This window comes from Enterobacter sp. 301B (assembly GCF_003850715.1).
GTDB lineage: Bacteria > Pseudomonadota > Gammaproteobacteria > Enterobacterales > Enterobacteriaceae > Enterobacter > Enterobacter intestinihominis.
In genome coordinates, this window is sequence record NZ_PQTC01000022.1 from 17,371 (window position 1) to 32,076 (window position 14,706).

General features: G+C 43.9%; 20 protein-coding genes and 2 pseudogenes. 7 read left to right on the top strand and 15 right to left on the bottom strand.

All coding sequences use genetic code 11. The features are described 5' to 3' along the window. Positions 1 to 4: 4 nt before the first annotated feature. The 3 genes and pseudogenes from stbB to C3451_RS24615 all read left to right on the top strand — a co-directional run. The gene (gene stbB, locus C3451_RS19640) at positions 5 to 706 is read left to right on the top strand and encodes a StbB family protein (RefSeq protein ID WP_000280995.1); all 702 of its coding nucleotides are present in this window, start codon (positions 5 to 7) and stop codon (positions 704 to 706) included. 46 nt (positions 707 to 752) lie between these two features. Next, a complete protein-coding gene (locus C3451_RS19645) occupies positions 753 to 1,352 on the top strand; it encodes a hypothetical protein (protein WP_000091423.1) in 600 nt (199 codons plus the stop codon). 157 nt (positions 1,353 to 1,509) lie between these two features. After that, positions 1,510 to 1,695: pseudogene (locus tag C3451_RS24615) on the top strand (hypothetical protein); the annotation flags it as partial. Positions 1,696 to 1,828: 133 nt separating this feature from the next. Here the strand turns inward: C3451_RS24615 and C3451_RS19655 are convergent. Beyond that, positions 1,829 to 2,266, bottom strand: a complete 438-nt coding sequence (locus tag C3451_RS19655; RefSeq protein WP_000466318.1) for a type II toxin-antitoxin system HicB family antitoxin — start codon at positions 2,264 to 2,266, stop codon at positions 1,829 to 1,831. Between the two features lie 24 nt (positions 2,267 to 2,290). Beyond that, positions 2,291 to 2,473: a type II toxin-antitoxin system HicA family toxin gene (locus C3451_RS19660; protein ID WP_000833470.1), complete on the bottom strand. Its 183-nt coding sequence runs from the start codon at positions 2,471 to 2,473 to the stop codon at positions 2,291 to 2,293. Positions 2,474 to 2,769: 296 nt separating this feature from the next. On the opposite strand from C3451_RS19660, the gene C3451_RS24620 reads away from it, so the two are divergent. Then, entirely contained in the window at positions 2,770 to 3,213 is a 444-nt protein-coding gene (locus C3451_RS24620; protein WP_240034220.1) for a hypothetical protein, read from the top strand. A gap of 87 nt (positions 3,214 to 3,300) precedes the next feature. Here the strand turns inward: C3451_RS24620 and C3451_RS19670 are convergent, their stop codons facing one another. From C3451_RS19670 to C3451_RS19705, 8 genes are all read right to left on the bottom strand, one after another. After that, the gene (locus C3451_RS19670; protein WP_000681609.1) at positions 3,301 to 3,648 is read right to left on the bottom strand and encodes a type II toxin-antitoxin system HicB family antitoxin; all 348 of its coding nucleotides are present in this window, start codon (positions 3,646 to 3,648) and stop codon (positions 3,301 to 3,303) included. Then, positions 3,645 to 3,893 carry a type II toxin-antitoxin system HicA family toxin gene (locus C3451_RS19675; RefSeq protein ID WP_000513532.1) on the bottom strand — a complete coding sequence of 83 codons (249 nt, stop codon included), beginning with the start codon at positions 3,891 to 3,893 and terminating at the stop codon, positions 3,645 to 3,647. The genes C3451_RS19670 and C3451_RS19675 overlap by 4 nt, the downstream gene beginning before the upstream one ends. Positions 3,894 to 4,382: 489 nt before the next feature. Further along, positions 4,383 to 4,676, bottom strand: a complete 294-nt coding sequence (locus tag C3451_RS19680; RefSeq protein WP_000673428.1) for a hypothetical protein — start codon at positions 4,674 to 4,676, stop codon at positions 4,383 to 4,385. A gap of 570 nt (positions 4,677 to 5,246) precedes the next feature. Then, complete coding sequence (locus C3451_RS19685) at positions 5,247 to 5,489, bottom strand: hypothetical protein (RefSeq protein ID WP_000151456.1); 243 nt, start codon at positions 5,487 to 5,489, stop codon at positions 5,247 to 5,249. After that, positions 5,486 to 5,740: a hypothetical protein gene (locus tag C3451_RS19690; RefSeq protein ID WP_001230709.1), complete on the bottom strand. Its 255-nt coding sequence runs from the start codon at positions 5,738 to 5,740 to the stop codon at positions 5,486 to 5,488. The genes C3451_RS19685 and C3451_RS19690 overlap by 4 nt, the downstream gene beginning before the upstream one ends. Next, complete coding sequence (locus tag C3451_RS19695; RefSeq protein WP_001083904.1) at positions 5,737 to 6,279, bottom strand: hypothetical protein; 543 nt, start codon at positions 6,277 to 6,279, stop codon at positions 5,737 to 5,739. Before C3451_RS19695 ends, C3451_RS19690 begins: the two co-directional genes overlap by 4 nt. A 103-nt stretch (positions 6,280 to 6,382) precedes the next feature. Then, positions 6,383 to 6,898 carry a J domain-containing protein gene (locus tag C3451_RS19700; protein WP_001025393.1) on the bottom strand — a complete coding sequence of 172 codons (516 nt, stop codon included), beginning with the start codon at positions 6,896 to 6,898 and terminating at the stop codon, positions 6,383 to 6,385. 403 nt (positions 6,899 to 7,301) lie between these two features. Then, on the bottom strand, positions 7,302 to 7,631 hold the full coding sequence (locus C3451_RS19705) for a hypothetical protein (protein WP_000855119.1): 330 nt from the start codon (positions 7,629 to 7,631) through the stop codon (positions 7,302 to 7,304). A 587-nt stretch (positions 7,632 to 8,218) separates the two neighbouring features. Between C3451_RS19705 and C3451_RS19715 the strand changes: the two genes are divergently transcribed. Continuing rightward, positions 8,219 to 8,884, top strand: coding sequence for a division plane positioning ATPase MipZ (locus C3451_RS19715; protein ID WP_000532149.1), 666 nt, complete (start codon positions 8,219 to 8,221; stop codon positions 8,882 to 8,884). Between the two features lie 73 nt (positions 8,885 to 8,957). Then, positions 8,958 to 9,242 carry a hypothetical protein gene (locus C3451_RS24355; protein WP_001162371.1) on the top strand — a complete coding sequence of 95 codons (285 nt, stop codon included), beginning with the start codon at positions 8,958 to 8,960 and terminating at the stop codon, positions 9,240 to 9,242. Between the two features lie 17 nt (positions 9,243 to 9,259). Here the strand turns inward: C3451_RS24355 and C3451_RS19725 are convergent, their stop codons facing one another. The 4 genes and pseudogenes from C3451_RS19725 to C3451_RS19740 all read right to left on the bottom strand — a co-directional run bounded on the left by C3451_RS19725 (position 9,260) and on the right by C3451_RS19740 (position 12,116). Then, on the bottom strand, positions 9,260 to 9,856 hold the full coding sequence (locus C3451_RS19725; protein WP_000125165.1) for a ProQ/FINO family protein: 597 nt from the start codon (positions 9,854 to 9,856) through the stop codon (positions 9,260 to 9,262). 149 nt (positions 9,857 to 10,005) lie between these two features. Then, the gene (locus C3451_RS19730) at positions 10,006 to 10,128 is read right to left on the bottom strand and encodes a Hok/Gef family protein (protein ID WP_223202818.1); all 123 of its coding nucleotides are present in this window, start codon (positions 10,126 to 10,128) and stop codon (positions 10,006 to 10,008) included. Further along, a pseudogene (locus tag C3451_RS24625) lies at positions 10,073 to 10,225 on the bottom strand (DUF5431 family protein); the annotation flags it as partial. The gene C3451_RS19730 and the pseudogene C3451_RS24625, both read right to left, overlap by 56 nt. A 664-nt stretch (positions 10,226 to 10,889) precedes the next feature. Continuing rightward, positions 10,890 to 12,116 carry an RNA-guided endonuclease TnpB family protein gene (locus C3451_RS19740; RefSeq protein WP_164548922.1) on the bottom strand — a complete coding sequence of 409 codons (1,227 nt, stop codon included), beginning with the start codon at positions 12,114 to 12,116 and terminating at the stop codon, positions 10,890 to 10,892. 58 nt (positions 12,117 to 12,174) lie between these two features. On the opposite strand from C3451_RS19740, the gene tnpA reads away from it, so the two are divergent. After that, positions 12,175 to 12,579 carry an IS200/IS605 family transposase gene (gene tnpA / locus C3451_RS19745; protein WP_001175008.1) on the top strand — a complete coding sequence of 135 codons (405 nt, stop codon included), beginning with the start codon at positions 12,175 to 12,177 and terminating at the stop codon, positions 12,577 to 12,579. Between the two features lie 1,003 nt (positions 12,580 to 13,582). Here the strand turns inward: tnpA and repA are convergent. Beyond that, positions 13,583 to 14,611, bottom strand: a complete 1,029-nt coding sequence (gene repA / locus C3451_RS19765; RefSeq protein WP_001175209.1) for a plasmid replication initiator RepA — start codon at positions 14,609 to 14,611, stop codon at positions 13,583 to 13,585. Positions 14,612 to 14,706 lie beyond the last annotated feature (95 nt).

Below are 14,706 nucleotides of genomic sequence, written 5' to 3' on the forward strand. Positions count from 1 at the left end.
AAAAATGTACTTAAAACTAGCAATTGTAAATAATAGCGGAAACGTAGGGAAATCGACCATTTGCCAAACTTTATTGAAACCTCGTCTGGAGGGGTCAGAAATTATAAAAGTAGAAACATTAAACACTGATGGTACAAATGACGAGAAATTATCAGCAAAGGAGTTTGACGAAATTATCAAACGTATTGATGATAGTGAATGCACCATCATTGACGTAGGCTCATCAAATATTGAGCAATTCCTTGTACAGATGAATGAATATCAGGGAAGTCATGACCTTATTGATTATTTCATCGTTCCTGTTGTGCGAGAAGCAAAACAACAAATAGACTCAATTCAAACCATTACAACACTAATGGCTATGGGTGTTGAACAGGATCGTTTTAAAGTAATTTTCAATCTTGCTGAAAAGGACACCCCTATTAACAAACAATATTCAGTTTTCTTAGCTGACGACGTATGTAAAGAAATTGTAGGTGAAAATCCTGTTGTTGTTTACCATAACAACATTTTCAATATTTTAAATAAAAGCGGCCTACAGTATGATGATGTCTATAATGACAATCGTGATTTTCGTTCATTAATTCGTTCAGCTTCTTCAAAGGAAGAGCGGCAAGATTTGTCAAATTTAAGAGCAGTAAAAATGTTGATGAATGGATTCAACAGCGATCTTGATGTTGCCTTTAAAAACCTCAATCTCGTCTGATACAATATGACCGGGATGTACCCGGTCATAAAATTGGAGAAAAACAATGTCTCGTAGTATCTCTGAAGAGTTTAAAGATCAAAAAATAAACGATCTTCTTGAAGATTATATTGCTTTAGAAAAACAGATCGAAAAAACAGCAAACTTAATTATCAACGCTATAGACGAGACACCTGCTCGTCTGGATGCCGTTCTGTCAGACAAAGTAAATAAAATAATACAAAGCAGCATTGATATTAATAAAGATATTAATATTGCAAAAAGCGATATAAGACAAATATCTAATGAGTGTCAGAGCGAGATAACCAAACAAGCAATAAATACTTTTTCTGGAATCAAACAAAATTTTGACCAAATTGCTTCCGACCATAAAAAACAACTAGAGATACTAACTAAATCAGCAAAACCATTCAGTATCAAAACAGCCATTGCAATTTGTGCCCTGTGCACATTATGCCTGTCTGCGGCATTTTCTGGCGCAACCTGGTATGTTGCACAACATGAAAAAGAGGCAAGTCTGCGCTTCTATGCAAGAGCATTTCTTGATATGAAAAAAATAACTGAAGAGAGCATGAGAAAATTACCAAAATCAGACCAGCAAAATATAAAACTCAAACTAGACGAAATTGATTCAAGAAAACCATAAATATGAAAAGGAGTCCCTAATGACCACTTTTACCGACGAGGACAAAGAACTAATTAAAGAAATCAAAGAGCGTATAGGCAGCCTGGACGTCCGAGACAATATTGAGCGTCGGGCTTATGAAATCGCACTGGCATCGCTGGAAGCAGAAGCGCCAAATTTGCCTGGTGGTTTCACAATTGAAGAAGCAAAAGAATTACACGAAAATCTGGTAAAAAGTCACGTAAGCAAGGCTTTAAGTGGCGAAAAAATGAAAAAAGAAAATCGTGATGCCGATTTGCGCTGGATTCATGGCGTAATAGTTCAGGCTGCGTGGTTTGTGAAAGCATCACTAGGGCAGAACGCATAGTGCGTACCTGCTTTTCTCCTGGCAACGGTGGATCTTCCGCTTCCTCGTCGCTCGCTCGCTATGCTCGGTCGCTGGACTGCGGCGAGCGGTTAGCTATCAAAAAAAATCCCCGCACAACGCGGGGATAGTTTTATTTATATGCAAGTTCATGACGTGCCGCCTGAGCCAGAAAATGGCTACGATCTTTGTATACGCCACCACTTTCTCTCACATATCCATCAATACGACGAATCAATACATCAGGCAATGAAATATTAATACGTTGTTGTTTGCCCTCAATTTCTGACAAATCAACATCAATTACAAACCAGCTATCACAGTGGTTATAATTTGGGTTGGCGGAATAAGTCAAACACCCTTCATCATGAATATCATCAACAGAATGAGCACCGCTTATTACCATCTCTTCCACGATTGCCAATATCGCTTCACGCGCCATTGCGGGTATTTCTGCCTGAGAATCAGCAGCAGAAACACATCCAAAATCAAAGCAATCAAAAACCGGAACGGTGATACCGTATGCTGTATGATCATCTTTCGGTGTTTCGACACCAACAGAAAAGAACATGGCTACCTCCAAAGTCGGCGGGGATTAAATCCCCGCCATTTTTTTGATCGATCTGACAGTACCTAGCGGCAAGTCCTTTTTAGGATGAGGAACAGGAAAAGTTTTTCCTGTTATTGGCGACCACCATATCTGGTGACTGCTTGCCTTATGCCGTTTCAACTCGCAACCAGCAGCTATCAGTTCTTTCAACAGGTCAGCAGATTTCATATGTCCTCCCTAACCTGAAAACAATTATACACACGCATACACACAAAAGCAAATTATTTCATTCGTATGACTTATGAAACACACTGTAAAGACAGTTCAATCTTTACAGTGTAAATCATTTATCCAGTTTTATCGCTATGCATGTGATACATAGAAAATCATATAGTGTTTTACTATATGATACCTGATTGACACTTTTAACTGCACATCTCATCATTTACATCGTAAAGACAAACATAGCTTTACAATGTAAAGCTATGTAATTAAACACTCCGTGTCCCTGATAAGGAAAAAAAATGGCTCAACCAACCCCAGAAAAGATACTGGCAATCATAGATGATCATGATCGCGCACAAAAAAAACAACGCAACAAAAACGTCTTCATTTATTTATGTCTCTGCTTGGCAATTATTGGAGTGGTCGCGCATTCCTTTATATCAACGTTTCGTCTTGATGGTGTAGCCGTCCTTACAATTCTTTTGGGCGTGTCAGCAATCGCATTTTTTCTACATTATGTAGAATCAGGGAAAGGCCAGATTCTTAGCAGTGACCGCATATTGTCCATACTCGCTCAAACCAAAGATTTCCCCACAATTCGACGTAAAGTTGTTAATCGCTTGCTCTCCGGTTCAAAACTCACGGGTAAAGATGAAGAGTACATATTCAGTGAATTGAAAAAAGCTGAACAAAGCAACGAACGTGAAAAGAGATTGCAAGCAATTAAAGAGTATGCATCGTAATACACCGTAAAGCATTGTTTGTAAATACAACACACTACACCGTAATACCAAGAAACATCAACGCCTGCGAGCAACAAAAAGGGGCGATTAAGCCCCTGCGCGATGATGACTGACTTCTTTTTCCAGTGCCTTATTGACAAAGGCATTCAGCGACAAATCTTCTTCCATCGCCATTTCAGCGACCCGACGATGCAGCTCTGGATCAAGCCTGACGTTAAACACACCTTTAAAGGGCGTGTCAGGCTCCTTTCCGTCCTCCACACAGGACTGTAAATACAAATCAACCGATGTTTTAAATTCCCGTTCCAGGTCAGCCAATGTTTCTGCCTCATAAGTCACCAGATCACGAATAAATGCCAGCTTTCCATACAGGATATTATTTTCAAAATCCGGCTCAACCGTACCTAAATATCCTTTATATTTTAAATGTTTCATAAAACCCCAGCCTCTTTCAAGTTCTGTTTAATAGCTTTCAGCGTTCCACCTTTAATATAACTTTCTGGATGTGGGCGATGCATTAATATTGTGTGATTAATTTCAGCATTGAAAAATCGCACTCTTGATCCCTGCATTTCCTTTTTGACATATCCTAGAGAAGAAAACAAAACAACGAGTTCATCCCATTCAAACGTTTTTTTACTGTTTAAAAATTTTGCCAGTAGCTTATCTGCTTTCCCCATACGCTATAATCCCATCCCTTGCCAACATGCAACTAATTATAGTTACAAATAGCGTTGTTGTCAAAAGTCATCGGACAAATAGGAGGGTGAAAGAAAATACCAGGGAGCAGCGAGGCCACATACCCCTAAGCGCAGCGCAACCGCCGGAAAACGCACCACACTGTAAAGACAACAAAATCTTTACAACGTAAAGCTAAATATGTAATACAACTCGCTTACACAATAAGAAAGGGAGAGCATGACACTCTCCCCATATATGAATTTATCCCGGTTATTTAAAACATTTCATACCCTTGCAGGTAGTTTAACCACCACCGGAATTGATCCCACTCCGTGCACGTCATTGCCGGAATTCTGGTTTCCCAGCCTTTGACAAGGGAGTCAGCAAGCTGTACGATCTGCCGCGTTGACATTTAAAAACCTCATTCAGTTTTGATTGTCGATAACGTGATCAGGTTGTTCCAGCAACCTGATCACACCTTTCATAATTTATTTTCCCCTTATACATCCGATATATTCTTTAAAACTCAAATACTCCTCGCCATTATTTAACGAGTCAAAATATTTTTCATATTCGTCCCGATAGAAAAGAATTAAATCAATATCACTCTGCTTAAGTTCACCAAACTGAGAAACAATTCCGGTCTTATAGTCACGAATTTTATTGTTATCCGTAAATATGACAACATACTGTTGTCCCGTATCCTTATGAATAAGAACAATCGTGCAAAGCGTTACTCGTTCGAATGTGAAAACATGATTCGTGGTTGAAGTGAATTTCATTTTAAATCTCCTGTCCGTTTGGACTTAAGAAGGAAAGGAGCCAATCCCCTTTCGATGAAACAATAATACATCTATTTAGATGTATTATCAAGATTTGTTGCCTGAAAACAGCAAGTTATTTGATGGTTTGCTCATTTTTTAATCCGCGTCAGCGGATAGAAGGGGCGAAAGAAAATACCAGGGAGCAGCGGGGCCACATCGCCCCGAAGCGCGGCGCAGCCGCTGACGAACATACCAGGATGCACAGGGCCATCCCTTCGCCCTGCAAAGCCAGAACAGACCAACAGGCTATGATCATGCTGATTTGCGCCGCAGAATGCCGCAGTTAGCGCGAGCGCCAGCGAGTTCACGCCGTCCTGGTGCATTGCAGCAGGGCGGGGCGGTGTACTGCGCGTGTGAGCGTCAGCGAGCTACGGGCGCAACAACACACCAGGCAAAATCGCAATTATGTAAAGTCGCCCTGTTACAAACACACACTATGTAAAGACAAAGAACAATTACAATGTAAAGACAAATAAACCTTTACACTGTATATCTTAGATTTCTGCGTCGTGGTGTTTTTCTTCTCGCTCACGGTTCCTCCGGTGAGCGGGATTCAGCTTTTTTATGCAGGACGTATTCAGGGTGCTCCCCTGCAAGTAATAACAGGTACTCAAATTCACCTTTCGATAAATTAAGCTGGTTGTGGGTTTTAGCTTCTTTTTTCTGCCATGTACTTAAGCCTACGCCAAAAATCTCACCGCACTCTGTCTGGGTAAGGCCAATTTTTTTACGTAATTTCTTTATGTTTTCCGGTGTATTTTCAATAGTCATGCATCACTCTCCTTATATTCTTTCACCATAGTTAAGAGAATATTCTTATCAACAGGTCTTAAACCATTTTTTGTAAAGTCTATTGCCTCGACCTCACTTTCATTAAAAACCAGCTCACTTAACGTTCTCTTTGTTCTTTTTGTTTTTCCGTCAGTGAACTCCTTTGAATAACTGCTTATTTTTTTTACAAAATGGTATTTTTTATCAATCACTTCAAGATAATAAGTCAATCGCCCTTTGTTTTTTCTCATAACTGTTTCAAATATCCTGTAATTTTAACAAGTTGATCTATACTCAAACCCCTAATCTGCAAATCATAACGCTCGCCCTGCTCGGTGACTTTACCGTTCAATCCATTTTCAGCTTTAAAGCCTGTCAATGCCCCATACCAGCTTTCAAGCTGGACAAGTTGCGATAACATACCTTTCAGGATCAGAATTTCGTCCTTTTTTGCCGCCTGGCGTTTCTCATACTCAATCGCCTGTAACACCTCCTGCGAAGCATTTAGCAAAATTTTTCGCTCGATATTGGCTGCTATATCAACGGGATTCCGCTTCCTGGATAACGTACAAACATGATACGGACTACTCCAGGAACGACTATCCACACTCCCCACAACAGAAAATCGGTCTTTTTCCATCCGAATATGCACAGAGTAATTTTTAAACTGCGGTGACGTCAGTTTTATACGAGACGGACAATCATCAAGTTTGTTCACGCGCCAGCCGTTCCCCAGGATACGGCAGACAACTTCAAAGACAGGGTGATATTGTTCAAAAAAAGAGTTCATCTGTTTCCCTTTTTGCTACGTGGCTGCTGTTCCCGTCTTTTTGGGTTCGATGCCCCAAAAGACGGGCTGGTATGATATCGGGGGCTTCTCGCCCCCGTTCTGGTTACGCTCTGGTTTCCACGCGTTGCCACCCTGTCGCCCTGCGCTGTCCGGTTGTACCGTATTTTGCGCGGATTTCTTCTATCGTGTGTTCTTCACGATTCCAGTAACTTTTATGTTCGTCTGGACGATAAAACCATTGTTTTTTCTTTGCCGCCCATTTACACCCGATTTCTTTTAAAGTTTCCTTATGTGTAATAGTTTCTCCACTAATCCATACCCAGTTACCTATCACTTCAAATACCAGACCAGATAAACCAGAAAGAACGTTTAATACTTTTTCCAGGTCATCACCGTAATTATATCGTGCATGTTCATCAGCGCTCTGGAACTGATTTATTTTATCAATATTTGCCATCAAGACATCAAAAGCTGCATTTACCGCTTTCATCAGTTCAGCCCCTAACGGGTTACGATCTGGATGATATTTTAAAGCGGCTTTTCTGTATGCTGCTTTGATATCTTTTTCAGTTAATTCGCCGGATAATCCAAAAACGTTTAATGCTTCCTGGATATTCATTTTAAATCTCCTGTCCGTTTGGACTTAAGAAGGAAAGGAGCCAATCCCCTTTCGATGAAACAATAATACATCTATTTGGATGTACTATCAAGATTTATTTCCTGAAAACAGCAATTTACTTGATGATTTGCTCGTTTCTTAATCCGCGTCAGCGGATAGAAGGGGCGAAAGAAAATACCAGGGAGCAGCGGGGCCACATCGCCCCGAAGCGCGGCGCTGTACTGCGTGTGTGAGCGTCAGCGAGCTACGGGCGCAACATTACATTGCTGCATTAGCCCGGCATTCTCCACGCCCTGAAGGACGGAGTTTTACCCCATCATTCATACTAAAACCCCCTGGGTAAATACTACTACTATTAACATTTTTAACATGGTTGCAGGGGATACCCCCTGCAACTATTTTCTTAGTAGTATGATGTGAACTCGTGTTTTTCTTCCGGTGATCCTTTATATGCTGTTTCGAATTCCTCAATTTCAATTGCTGGCGTACTGTAATAATCACGCACTCGCCGTTTTAATGGCTCACCACAGAAATCATTAAGTAATGGGGTCTTATATCCGCTCATTGAATGAGTCCGATGAACTGAAGCGCGAATCTCCTGAACAGTTACGGTTTTTTTGCCATGAACAGAAATAACCTGGTAGAAATTAACGTTCGTTTGCTCATATCCCCAGGAAGATACAAACACATCGCCAACAGAAACAGTGCCGTTATTAAAAGTCAATGTTTTCATTTTAAATCTCCTGTCCGTTTGGACTTAAGAAGGAAAGGAGCCAATCCCCTTTCGATGAAATAATAATACATCTATTTAGATGTATCATCAAGATTTATTGCCTGAAAACAGCAATTTACTTGATGATTTGCTCATTTCTTAATCCGCGTCAGCGGATAGAAGGGGCGAAAGGAAATACCAGGGAGCAGCGGGGCCACATCGCCCCGAAGCGCGGCGCAGCCGCTGACGAACATACCAGGATGCACAGGGCCATCCCTTCACCCTGCAAAGCCCAACGGACCAACAGGCCATGATCATGCTGATTTGCGCCGCAGAATGCCGCAGTTAGCGCGAGCGCCAGCGAGTTTACGCCGTCCTGGTGCATTGCAGCAGGGCGGGGCGCTGTACTGCGCGTGTGAGCGTCAGCGAGCTACGGGCGCAACAACACACCAGGCAAAATCGCATCCTGAAAAGTTACCCTGTAACATACACACAATGTAAAGCACAAAAACAATTACATTGTAAATACAGAAACATCTTTACAACGTAACTATAATGAATACAATGTAAAGACAAATAAACCTTTACACTGTATATCCGAGGTTTCTATGGGGAGAGCATTACTTGTCGCATCAGATAAAGGCGGTGTAGGAAAAAGCACCACAGCAACAAACCTGGCTTCTTATCTGGTAAATAATTCACGAACGGTCATCATTCTGAAGACCGATAAAAACAATGATATTCTTAGCTGGAACGAAAAAAGAAAGCAAAATGGCTTATTACCGGTTCCTGTTTATGAAGAGTATGGCGATGTATCAGAAGTCATTAAGCGCCTGAAAAAAATATGTGAAGTGCTGATCATTGACTGTCCAGGGCATGACAGCAAGGAATTTCGCAGCGCCTTAACTGTAGCTGACACTCTGCTTACTCTCGTTAAGCCGTCTTCAGATTTCGAAGCAGAAACGCTGACTCATGTAACAGAAAAAGTTCGCACAGCTCAACAGATCAATCCAGACCTGCAACCCTGGGTACTTTTCACGAGAATTAACACGACAAAACCACGCCACAGAAAAGCAGCGATTGATCTCGACAAGTTACTCCGGGAGAACCCGGTGTGGATACAGCCACTTCGTACACGTATTTCAGATTTAGATATTTTTGAAGCGGCCTGTAATGAAGGCGCTGGCGTTCATGATGTACGTCGCGCATCCAGCCTTTCTACAGCTAAAGCACAAATAGAGCTTTTGGCGCAAGAGTTAGGCATCAATCCCTAATGGATGTAATACGACAGCTTTACATCATTAGCTTTACACAGTAAAGCTAATGTAACACACGAAAGGTGATATAATGGCTCTTGACTTGAAAACTCCGGTAATACCAGGACAAAAAACAGAACAAACCAATGCAGACACAGCCCGATTCATCAATGAAGCTACCCGCAAAAAATCGGGAGCAACTAAAGTGACCAATGTCCGGCTTGGGGACGTTTACGAAGATATTCTGGAACGGGAAGCACTGCGAACAGGCCAGACAAAAACAGCAATAATGAAAGCGGCTCTTGCAGCTTACGAACACGGCCTGGACGAAAACGGAAAAAATCACTGGATTCTACAGTCAGCCAGGCTGAAATGATAAAGCCCTTCGGGGCTTTATCCCTTACGTTTTAATTGTTTCTTCTCGCTGGCTTTCTTACGGGCATCGAGAACCAGTTGCGCATAAGTTGCGTGTGCTTTTTTTACTGTACCAGCAGGTTTCCCGTAAAGGTCGTAACGTGTTGCGCCTGGTACAGTACAATTCTGAAGATATTGCCACCGGAACGTCATCACCTGAACCGCACAATTCCACTCTTCAATCGTCAGATCCACATCCGGGTTATCCGCCAGGTATTTCTCAACATCCTGGAGAATCCCGCTTTTCAGGGGCAAGTTCTTTTTTTCGTCTGTCCATAGTTCAGGAAAAACAGCACGAACTTTATTGAAACACTTTTCAAAATATTCTTTCGGATATTTTGGGGGAAAAGTGATTTGTTTTTTCAAATACCAGGGCTGAGGCTGCTTTTTACGTGTTTTCTCTGCTACAGCATCTTTCTTCTGTACTTTCTTGTTTTCATTAACTGCTGATTTTTGTACTTCCTGCGGCTTTTCATTCACCACAGGATTTTCTGGCATGACCAGAACGCGGCGTTTTTTGACCACAATCACGGGTGTTTTTTTTGGCTGCATACTCGCCTCAATAATTGCTGTCATATTGACTAATTATACCATATTCACCAGTTAATATCCTGAAAATACATGGAAAAAGGGGGTATCCGTACAGAATACCCCCTTTGTAAAGGCGCTTAATGCCAGAACCACATCATCCCCAAAAAGGCGGGCTTTCGCCCGCCTCCGGGTTGCTACTTACCGTTGGATTCGTAAGCCAGACTTGCCGTAACCTCCCTGTTTCCATCTTTCAGCCGGACCTCGCACAAACGATTCCGGGTCAGATACGTGAATATTAACAATGTGCAGCACACGATTAATAAACACCAGGTCAGGGCGTTTTTCGGCTGTTTCATGGCCTTCTTCTCCTTGCGTAACGCGCGGTAAGAGGCTATCCTGATGTTGTTCAAGCATTGGGATCGCCTCGTGGGTTAATGAAATATTAACTACGGGGCTTTCTTCTTTCTGCCGCACAACAAGATACAAACCACCTTTTCGCCATGAGGCAGAAAGCCTCAAGCGCCAACAACATTATATATCGACCAGAAACTTGAATAATACATGGTATTGCGTAAAGGGCAGTAAAAGTCTATCCTGGTGTTGTTGAAGCATTGGGATCGCCTCGTGGGTTAATGAAAACTTAACTACGGGGCTTTCTTCTTTCTGCCAGACAACAAGATACAGTGCGCCTTATATCCCCGTCCTTCAGGGCGTGGAGGATGTCAAATATTGACCAGGAATTAAATTCCCAGCTTTCGGCGTGGACTATACAGTGTGTGATTCACCACGATGAATCCTTTGTTGATCCACTGTGTTACCTGCGCAGGTTGAACTCCGGTCAGCCTGGCGAACGATGCCTGATTCCCCCGATAGAACTTGTTGATGTATTCAATCAAAGGCATTTTTTAATTCTCCGAAACAACGCAAAATCATATAGTAATTTACTATATGATTTTTATTCCGCAAGTGATTAACTCATCGGATTTCTTTGTAATTAACGAAACGTTAAATTTAGTTTGTGCCTGGATTGACATCCTCCCCCACCTTCGCACTTCGTGACTCAGGAGGGGGATTCCCATTAGTGGGTGACGGCTGATTGCTCAGCCTCTGGTTCCTGCTTCAACGGGCGGCCTGACTGCACCATCCCTCCACAGGCAAGCACGGCGTGCCCCGCCGCTAAAATGTTACGAGCGCCGTTTACATCGGCGTTCGCTGTATATCCACATACCTGACACACAAATTTACTTTGTGACAGGCGATTTTCTTTCGCAGTATGACCACAGCACGCGCAACGCTGGCTAGTGTACGCTGGCGGAACAGCAAGCACCTGACCGCCACGCCAGAGCTGCTTGTACTCAAGCTGGCGGCGCATTTCATACCAGCCCTGATCCAGTATCGAACGGTTTAAACCTGATTTTGCCCGGACATTGCGCCCCGGCTGGCTGACCGTACCCGCTGCTGACTTTGACATGTTGCTGACCTTCAAATCCTCAATGACTATCATTGCGTGGTTTTTGCTGACGGTCGTTGTGACTTTGTGAAGGTAGTCCCTGCGGATATTTGCAATACGGGAATGCAGTTGCTGTATTTTGCGTTTCTGCTTCTGCCAGTTGTTGCTGAATTTGACCTTGCGGCTTAACTGACGCTGGAGTCTCGCCAGCTTCTTCTGGTTTTTCTGAAAACTGTTTACAGTCTCAAAGACTGTGCCATCTGACAGCGTGGCAAGTTTAGCCACGCCAGCATCCAGCCCGACTATCGTTGTGCTTGTGTGATTTGGTTCTGCCGTTTCAATTTCAACCTGAAACGAGATATACCACTGTCCCGCTAACTGACTGATTGTCGCATTTTTGATTTTACCGTTCACACGTTGAGATTGCCGGAATTTTACCCACCCAAGACCTGACGGTAGCTTCACTCTGCGATTTTCAAGGCAGCAATATTTCTCAAAGTTCACAAAACGGATTGAGTCTCTGCCCTCATTTTTTCGTTTCCATACCGGAGCCTTAGCTGCGAGCTTTTTATCAAAACAACGTTTCCATGCGGTATGCAGGTCTTTCAGCTTTTGTTGCAGATTGTCGGTATAAGCATCCTGTAAGAAGATGTATTCCGGCATTTTTTTCCACACCGTAATCATCCGGTTCAACTCGAAAGCCGAAGGTAGCTTTTCGCCTGAGCCAAGTATGCGCTTTGTCTCCGCAAGACCTAAATTCCAGACAAAACGGGCGCAACCACATAACTGCCGCAAACGCTGCGACTGCTCATGCGTTGGTTCCAGTCTGAATTTGTAGGCTTTCAGGATTAGCATCATCATTCAGTGTGTAGTAGATTTGCTTACAATATTACTGCTTTTACGGCCAACCTCAATGCAAAAATATAAAATCAATCGTTCAAGACATGCTGCCTTCCTTTTGCATGTTCATCTTGTCTTTGTAACAAAATACCGTCGAAAGATACTGGGAGAGTTACACTGTGCAGCATTCCATCAGTATGCAGCAGAAGTCTGCCGTGATTTTGGGGCAGAACTTAAAGAAAGTAACGGAGACGTCGATCATGTCCACATGCTGATCGAATACCCACCAACAGTGCAACTTTCGGTACTGGTTAACTCACTGAAAGCAGTGACATCCCGCCGTCTGCGAAACGAATTTCTTGATTTGCGGGGGGCATACGGAAAAGCCGTGCTCTGGTCGAGGTCATACTTTGCTGGCTCCTGCGGAGGTGCGCCGCTGGAAGTTGTGAAGCAATACATTCAACATCAGCGTGGCTGATCACCTTTCGGGCTTTTCAAGCCCGTCCAAATTCCCCTCCCGCCTTATGTCGGCGGGAGTACCCTTTGGAAGTTAAGATGGCACGCAAGAAGCACACTAGCATTATCATTTTGATCAAAACGCTATTTCCCCCGTTATTGGGGGGCTTTCTTTTTGATGCCGCGCCAGCGGCATGTAAGGCGGCACTCTGTTGTTTTATATGGCACAGAGCTAAACCGCCGAAGCCCGGCGTAAGCCGGTACTGATTGATAGGTTTCACCTTACCCATCCCCATCCTGCTAAGCCATACCCGCTTTCAGCCATGAAATAGCTTTTGTGCGCGGTCGGAGTGGTCCCGACAAGGGTTTACCCGCAGTCGGGGCGTATCTCCGCGTTAGCGGGCCGTCAGGGCCGCTTACGAGCGTGTACTCGATACTTCCAGCCAGAAGACTGACAGCCATGTAATTTCTTAGTTACAACATCCATTATTGAAAGCGATGTTGTTCCCGCCCTTTGGGCGGGGGCGGCGGCGCTTTTCAGTGATGGGTTGGGCGCTGTGGCTGAGTATTTGCAGCGTTTTTTTGTAGGAGGGTTGGAGGGGCTTTGTTTTTCATTAGGCAGAAGTCCATATGCCCGCCGCGAAGCGGTGGGAGGTACTTTTATATTCTGAGCGGCGCGGCGGTAGCCGCTGCAAGCGAAGGCATTTTTGTGATTATCCACAGTTGTTTCAAAGATAAATATTTTCCCTGCGGCGAAGTAACGCAGGGGATTAAAGAACAGGGGTTAAGAATATATTGCGGGTTTGATGTTCTATGTTTGCTGCTTTCTGAAGTTATTCCTTTGCGGGTTTTTGTGGATAACCGAAGGCGTTTTTACTCCGATACCCGATTGCGGCCATCAAAAAACTGTCAGAGCGGTACAAAATGAAAAACGGTCGTCAAATATGAGGAATTTCATGAAATGCAGGCAACACGAAAAGCCCCGAAGGGGCTGAAGAGAGTGCCGATTGTATCAGGCAGCTAAACTAGTGGGGTGGCGAAGCAGTCAGAGCCAGTTCAAGCTGACGTAGATCTCTGGCTACCAGTTGCTCTAATCTTTCTTTAGTGCACCAGTACGCTTCGTCCGGCGGCATACGCTTCAGAATAAACCGCGCAATTTCGTTTCGCTGTTCATCATACGGCAGTTTTGCCAGGCGATTAGCACGTTTGCGCTCCGCTGCTTTCTTACGTCGGGACTTGATGGCATCGAGAGAACGCTGCGCATACCAGCGTTTACGAGCCGAGTGAACAGAGATTTCTTCGCCCTCGCGGATAACGCCTTCTTTAATCAGTTGCAGGCGGATTTCACTTTCTGCAAGGCGTTTACGTTGCTGTTCCTGAAGTTTCACCAGATCAACTCCCAGCATTTTCCAGCCAGTTTCGGTGATCCAGACGTATTTCGGCAGTCGCTGGCGGGATTCACGGTCCCATATCGTCTTTTCTGACGTTCCCAACGTGCCAAAGGAAACCTGCTCTGCCAGCAGACGGGAAAGGCGCGATACTGTGACTGCGGTTTCAGGAATAACGTCTCCCTTACTGTCTTTTGGGCTTATTTCTTCTGCCAGGCGGGAGACAGACATGCCGACAGTGTGCAATCCACGATCACAAAAACTCACAAGTACAACCCATATTGCGTCAAGCAGCCGCTGTTTCTCCGGTCGGAATTTATATTTGCGACCGACACTCTGACGTTTCAGTACATAAAATGGATGCAACGACATGTGCATTCTGAGTGTGTTCTGACCAGTGACCGGGTCTTTTTTAACGAGACGATTGTAAGCGTGGCCCAACTGTCCGCCCAGCGCCTTATAGTTGTCGGGACGGAACCAGGCTGGATTCTCACACTTTGGCTTAGTGGAATGTTCACCCCGGCGACGTTTTGTTGTTCCGCCTTTGTTTTCCTGGGGGACCAGGAATGAGCTTTCAATACCCGCTTCATAGTCCTGCCAGAAACGGATCTGCTCTTCCGGTGATAGTTCAGACCAGTGACGTTTGCTAATCACAGCAAGCTGCACTTAGCTTGCACTGTAAGAGTTGATATTTCCTTCTCATGGAATTAAACTCCACTTCAGGTAGTAAGCGATTACCTGAAATAAAATGTTATCAGCTC

Bases quoted from the DNA above. Each gene is read 5' to 3' on its own strand.
- C3451_RS19685 (WP_000151456.1), bottom strand. From the start codon at position 5,489: ATGACTATTGAAAATACACCGGAAAACATAAAGAAATTACGTAAAAAA.
- C3451_RS19660 (WP_000833470.1), bottom strand. From the start codon at position 2,473: ATGAAATCTGCTGACCTGTTGAAAGAACTGATAGCTGCTGGTTGCGAG.
- C3451_RS19675 (WP_000513532.1), bottom strand. From the start codon at position 3,893: ATGGGGAAAGCAGATAAGCTACTGGCAAAATTTTTAAACAGTAAAAAA.
- C3451_RS24620 (WP_240034220.1), top strand. From the start codon at position 2,770: ATGGCTCAACCAACCCCAGAAAAGATACTGGCAATCATAGATGATCAT.
- C3451_RS19670 (WP_000681609.1), bottom strand. From the start codon at position 3,648: ATGAAACATTTAAAATATAAAGGATATTTAGGTACGGTTGAGCCGGAT.
- tnpA (WP_001175008.1), top strand. From the start codon at position 12,175: ATGCAAAAATATAAAATCAATCGTTCAAGACATGCTGCCTTCCTTTTG.
- C3451_RS19725 (WP_000125165.1), bottom strand. From the start codon at position 9,856: ATGACAGCAATTATTGAGGCGAGTATGCAGCCAAAAAAAACACCCGTG.
- C3451_RS19740 (WP_164548922.1), bottom strand. From the start codon at position 12,116: ATGCTAATCCTGAAAGCCTACAAATTCAGACTGGAACCAACGCATGAG.
- C3451_RS19655 (WP_000466318.1), bottom strand. From the start codon at position 2,266: ATGTTCTTTTCTGTTGGTGTCGAAACACCGAAAGATGATCATACAGCA.
- C3451_RS19700 (WP_001025393.1), bottom strand. From the start codon at position 6,898: ATGAATATCCAGGAAGCATTAAACGTTTTTGGATTATCCGGCGAATTA.
- C3451_RS19715 (WP_000532149.1), top strand. From the start codon at position 8,219: ATGGGGAGAGCATTACTTGTCGCATCAGATAAAGGCGGTGTAGGAAAA.
- C3451_RS19690 (WP_001230709.1), bottom strand. From the start codon at position 5,740: ATGAGAAAAAACAAAGGGCGATTGACTTATTATCTTGAAGTGATTGAT.
- C3451_RS19705 (WP_000855119.1), bottom strand. From the start codon at position 7,631: ATGAAAACATTGACTTTTAATAACGGCACTGTTTCTGTTGGCGATGTG.
- C3451_RS19680 (WP_000673428.1), bottom strand. From the start codon at position 4,676: ATGAAATTCACTTCAACCACGAATCATGTTTTCACATTCGAACGAGTA.
- C3451_RS24355 (WP_001162371.1), top strand. From the start codon at position 8,958: ATGGCTCTTGACTTGAAAACTCCGGTAATACCAGGACAAAAAACAGAA.
- C3451_RS19695 (WP_001083904.1), bottom strand. From the start codon at position 6,279: ATGAACTCTTTTTTTGAACAATATCACCCTGTCTTTGAAGTTGTCTGC.
- stbB (WP_000280995.1), top strand. From the start codon at position 5: ATGTACTTAAAACTAGCAATTGTAAATAATAGCGGAAACGTAGGGAAA.
- C3451_RS19645 (WP_000091423.1), top strand. From the start codon at position 753: ATGTCTCGTAGTATCTCTGAAGAGTTTAAAGATCAAAAAATAAACGAT.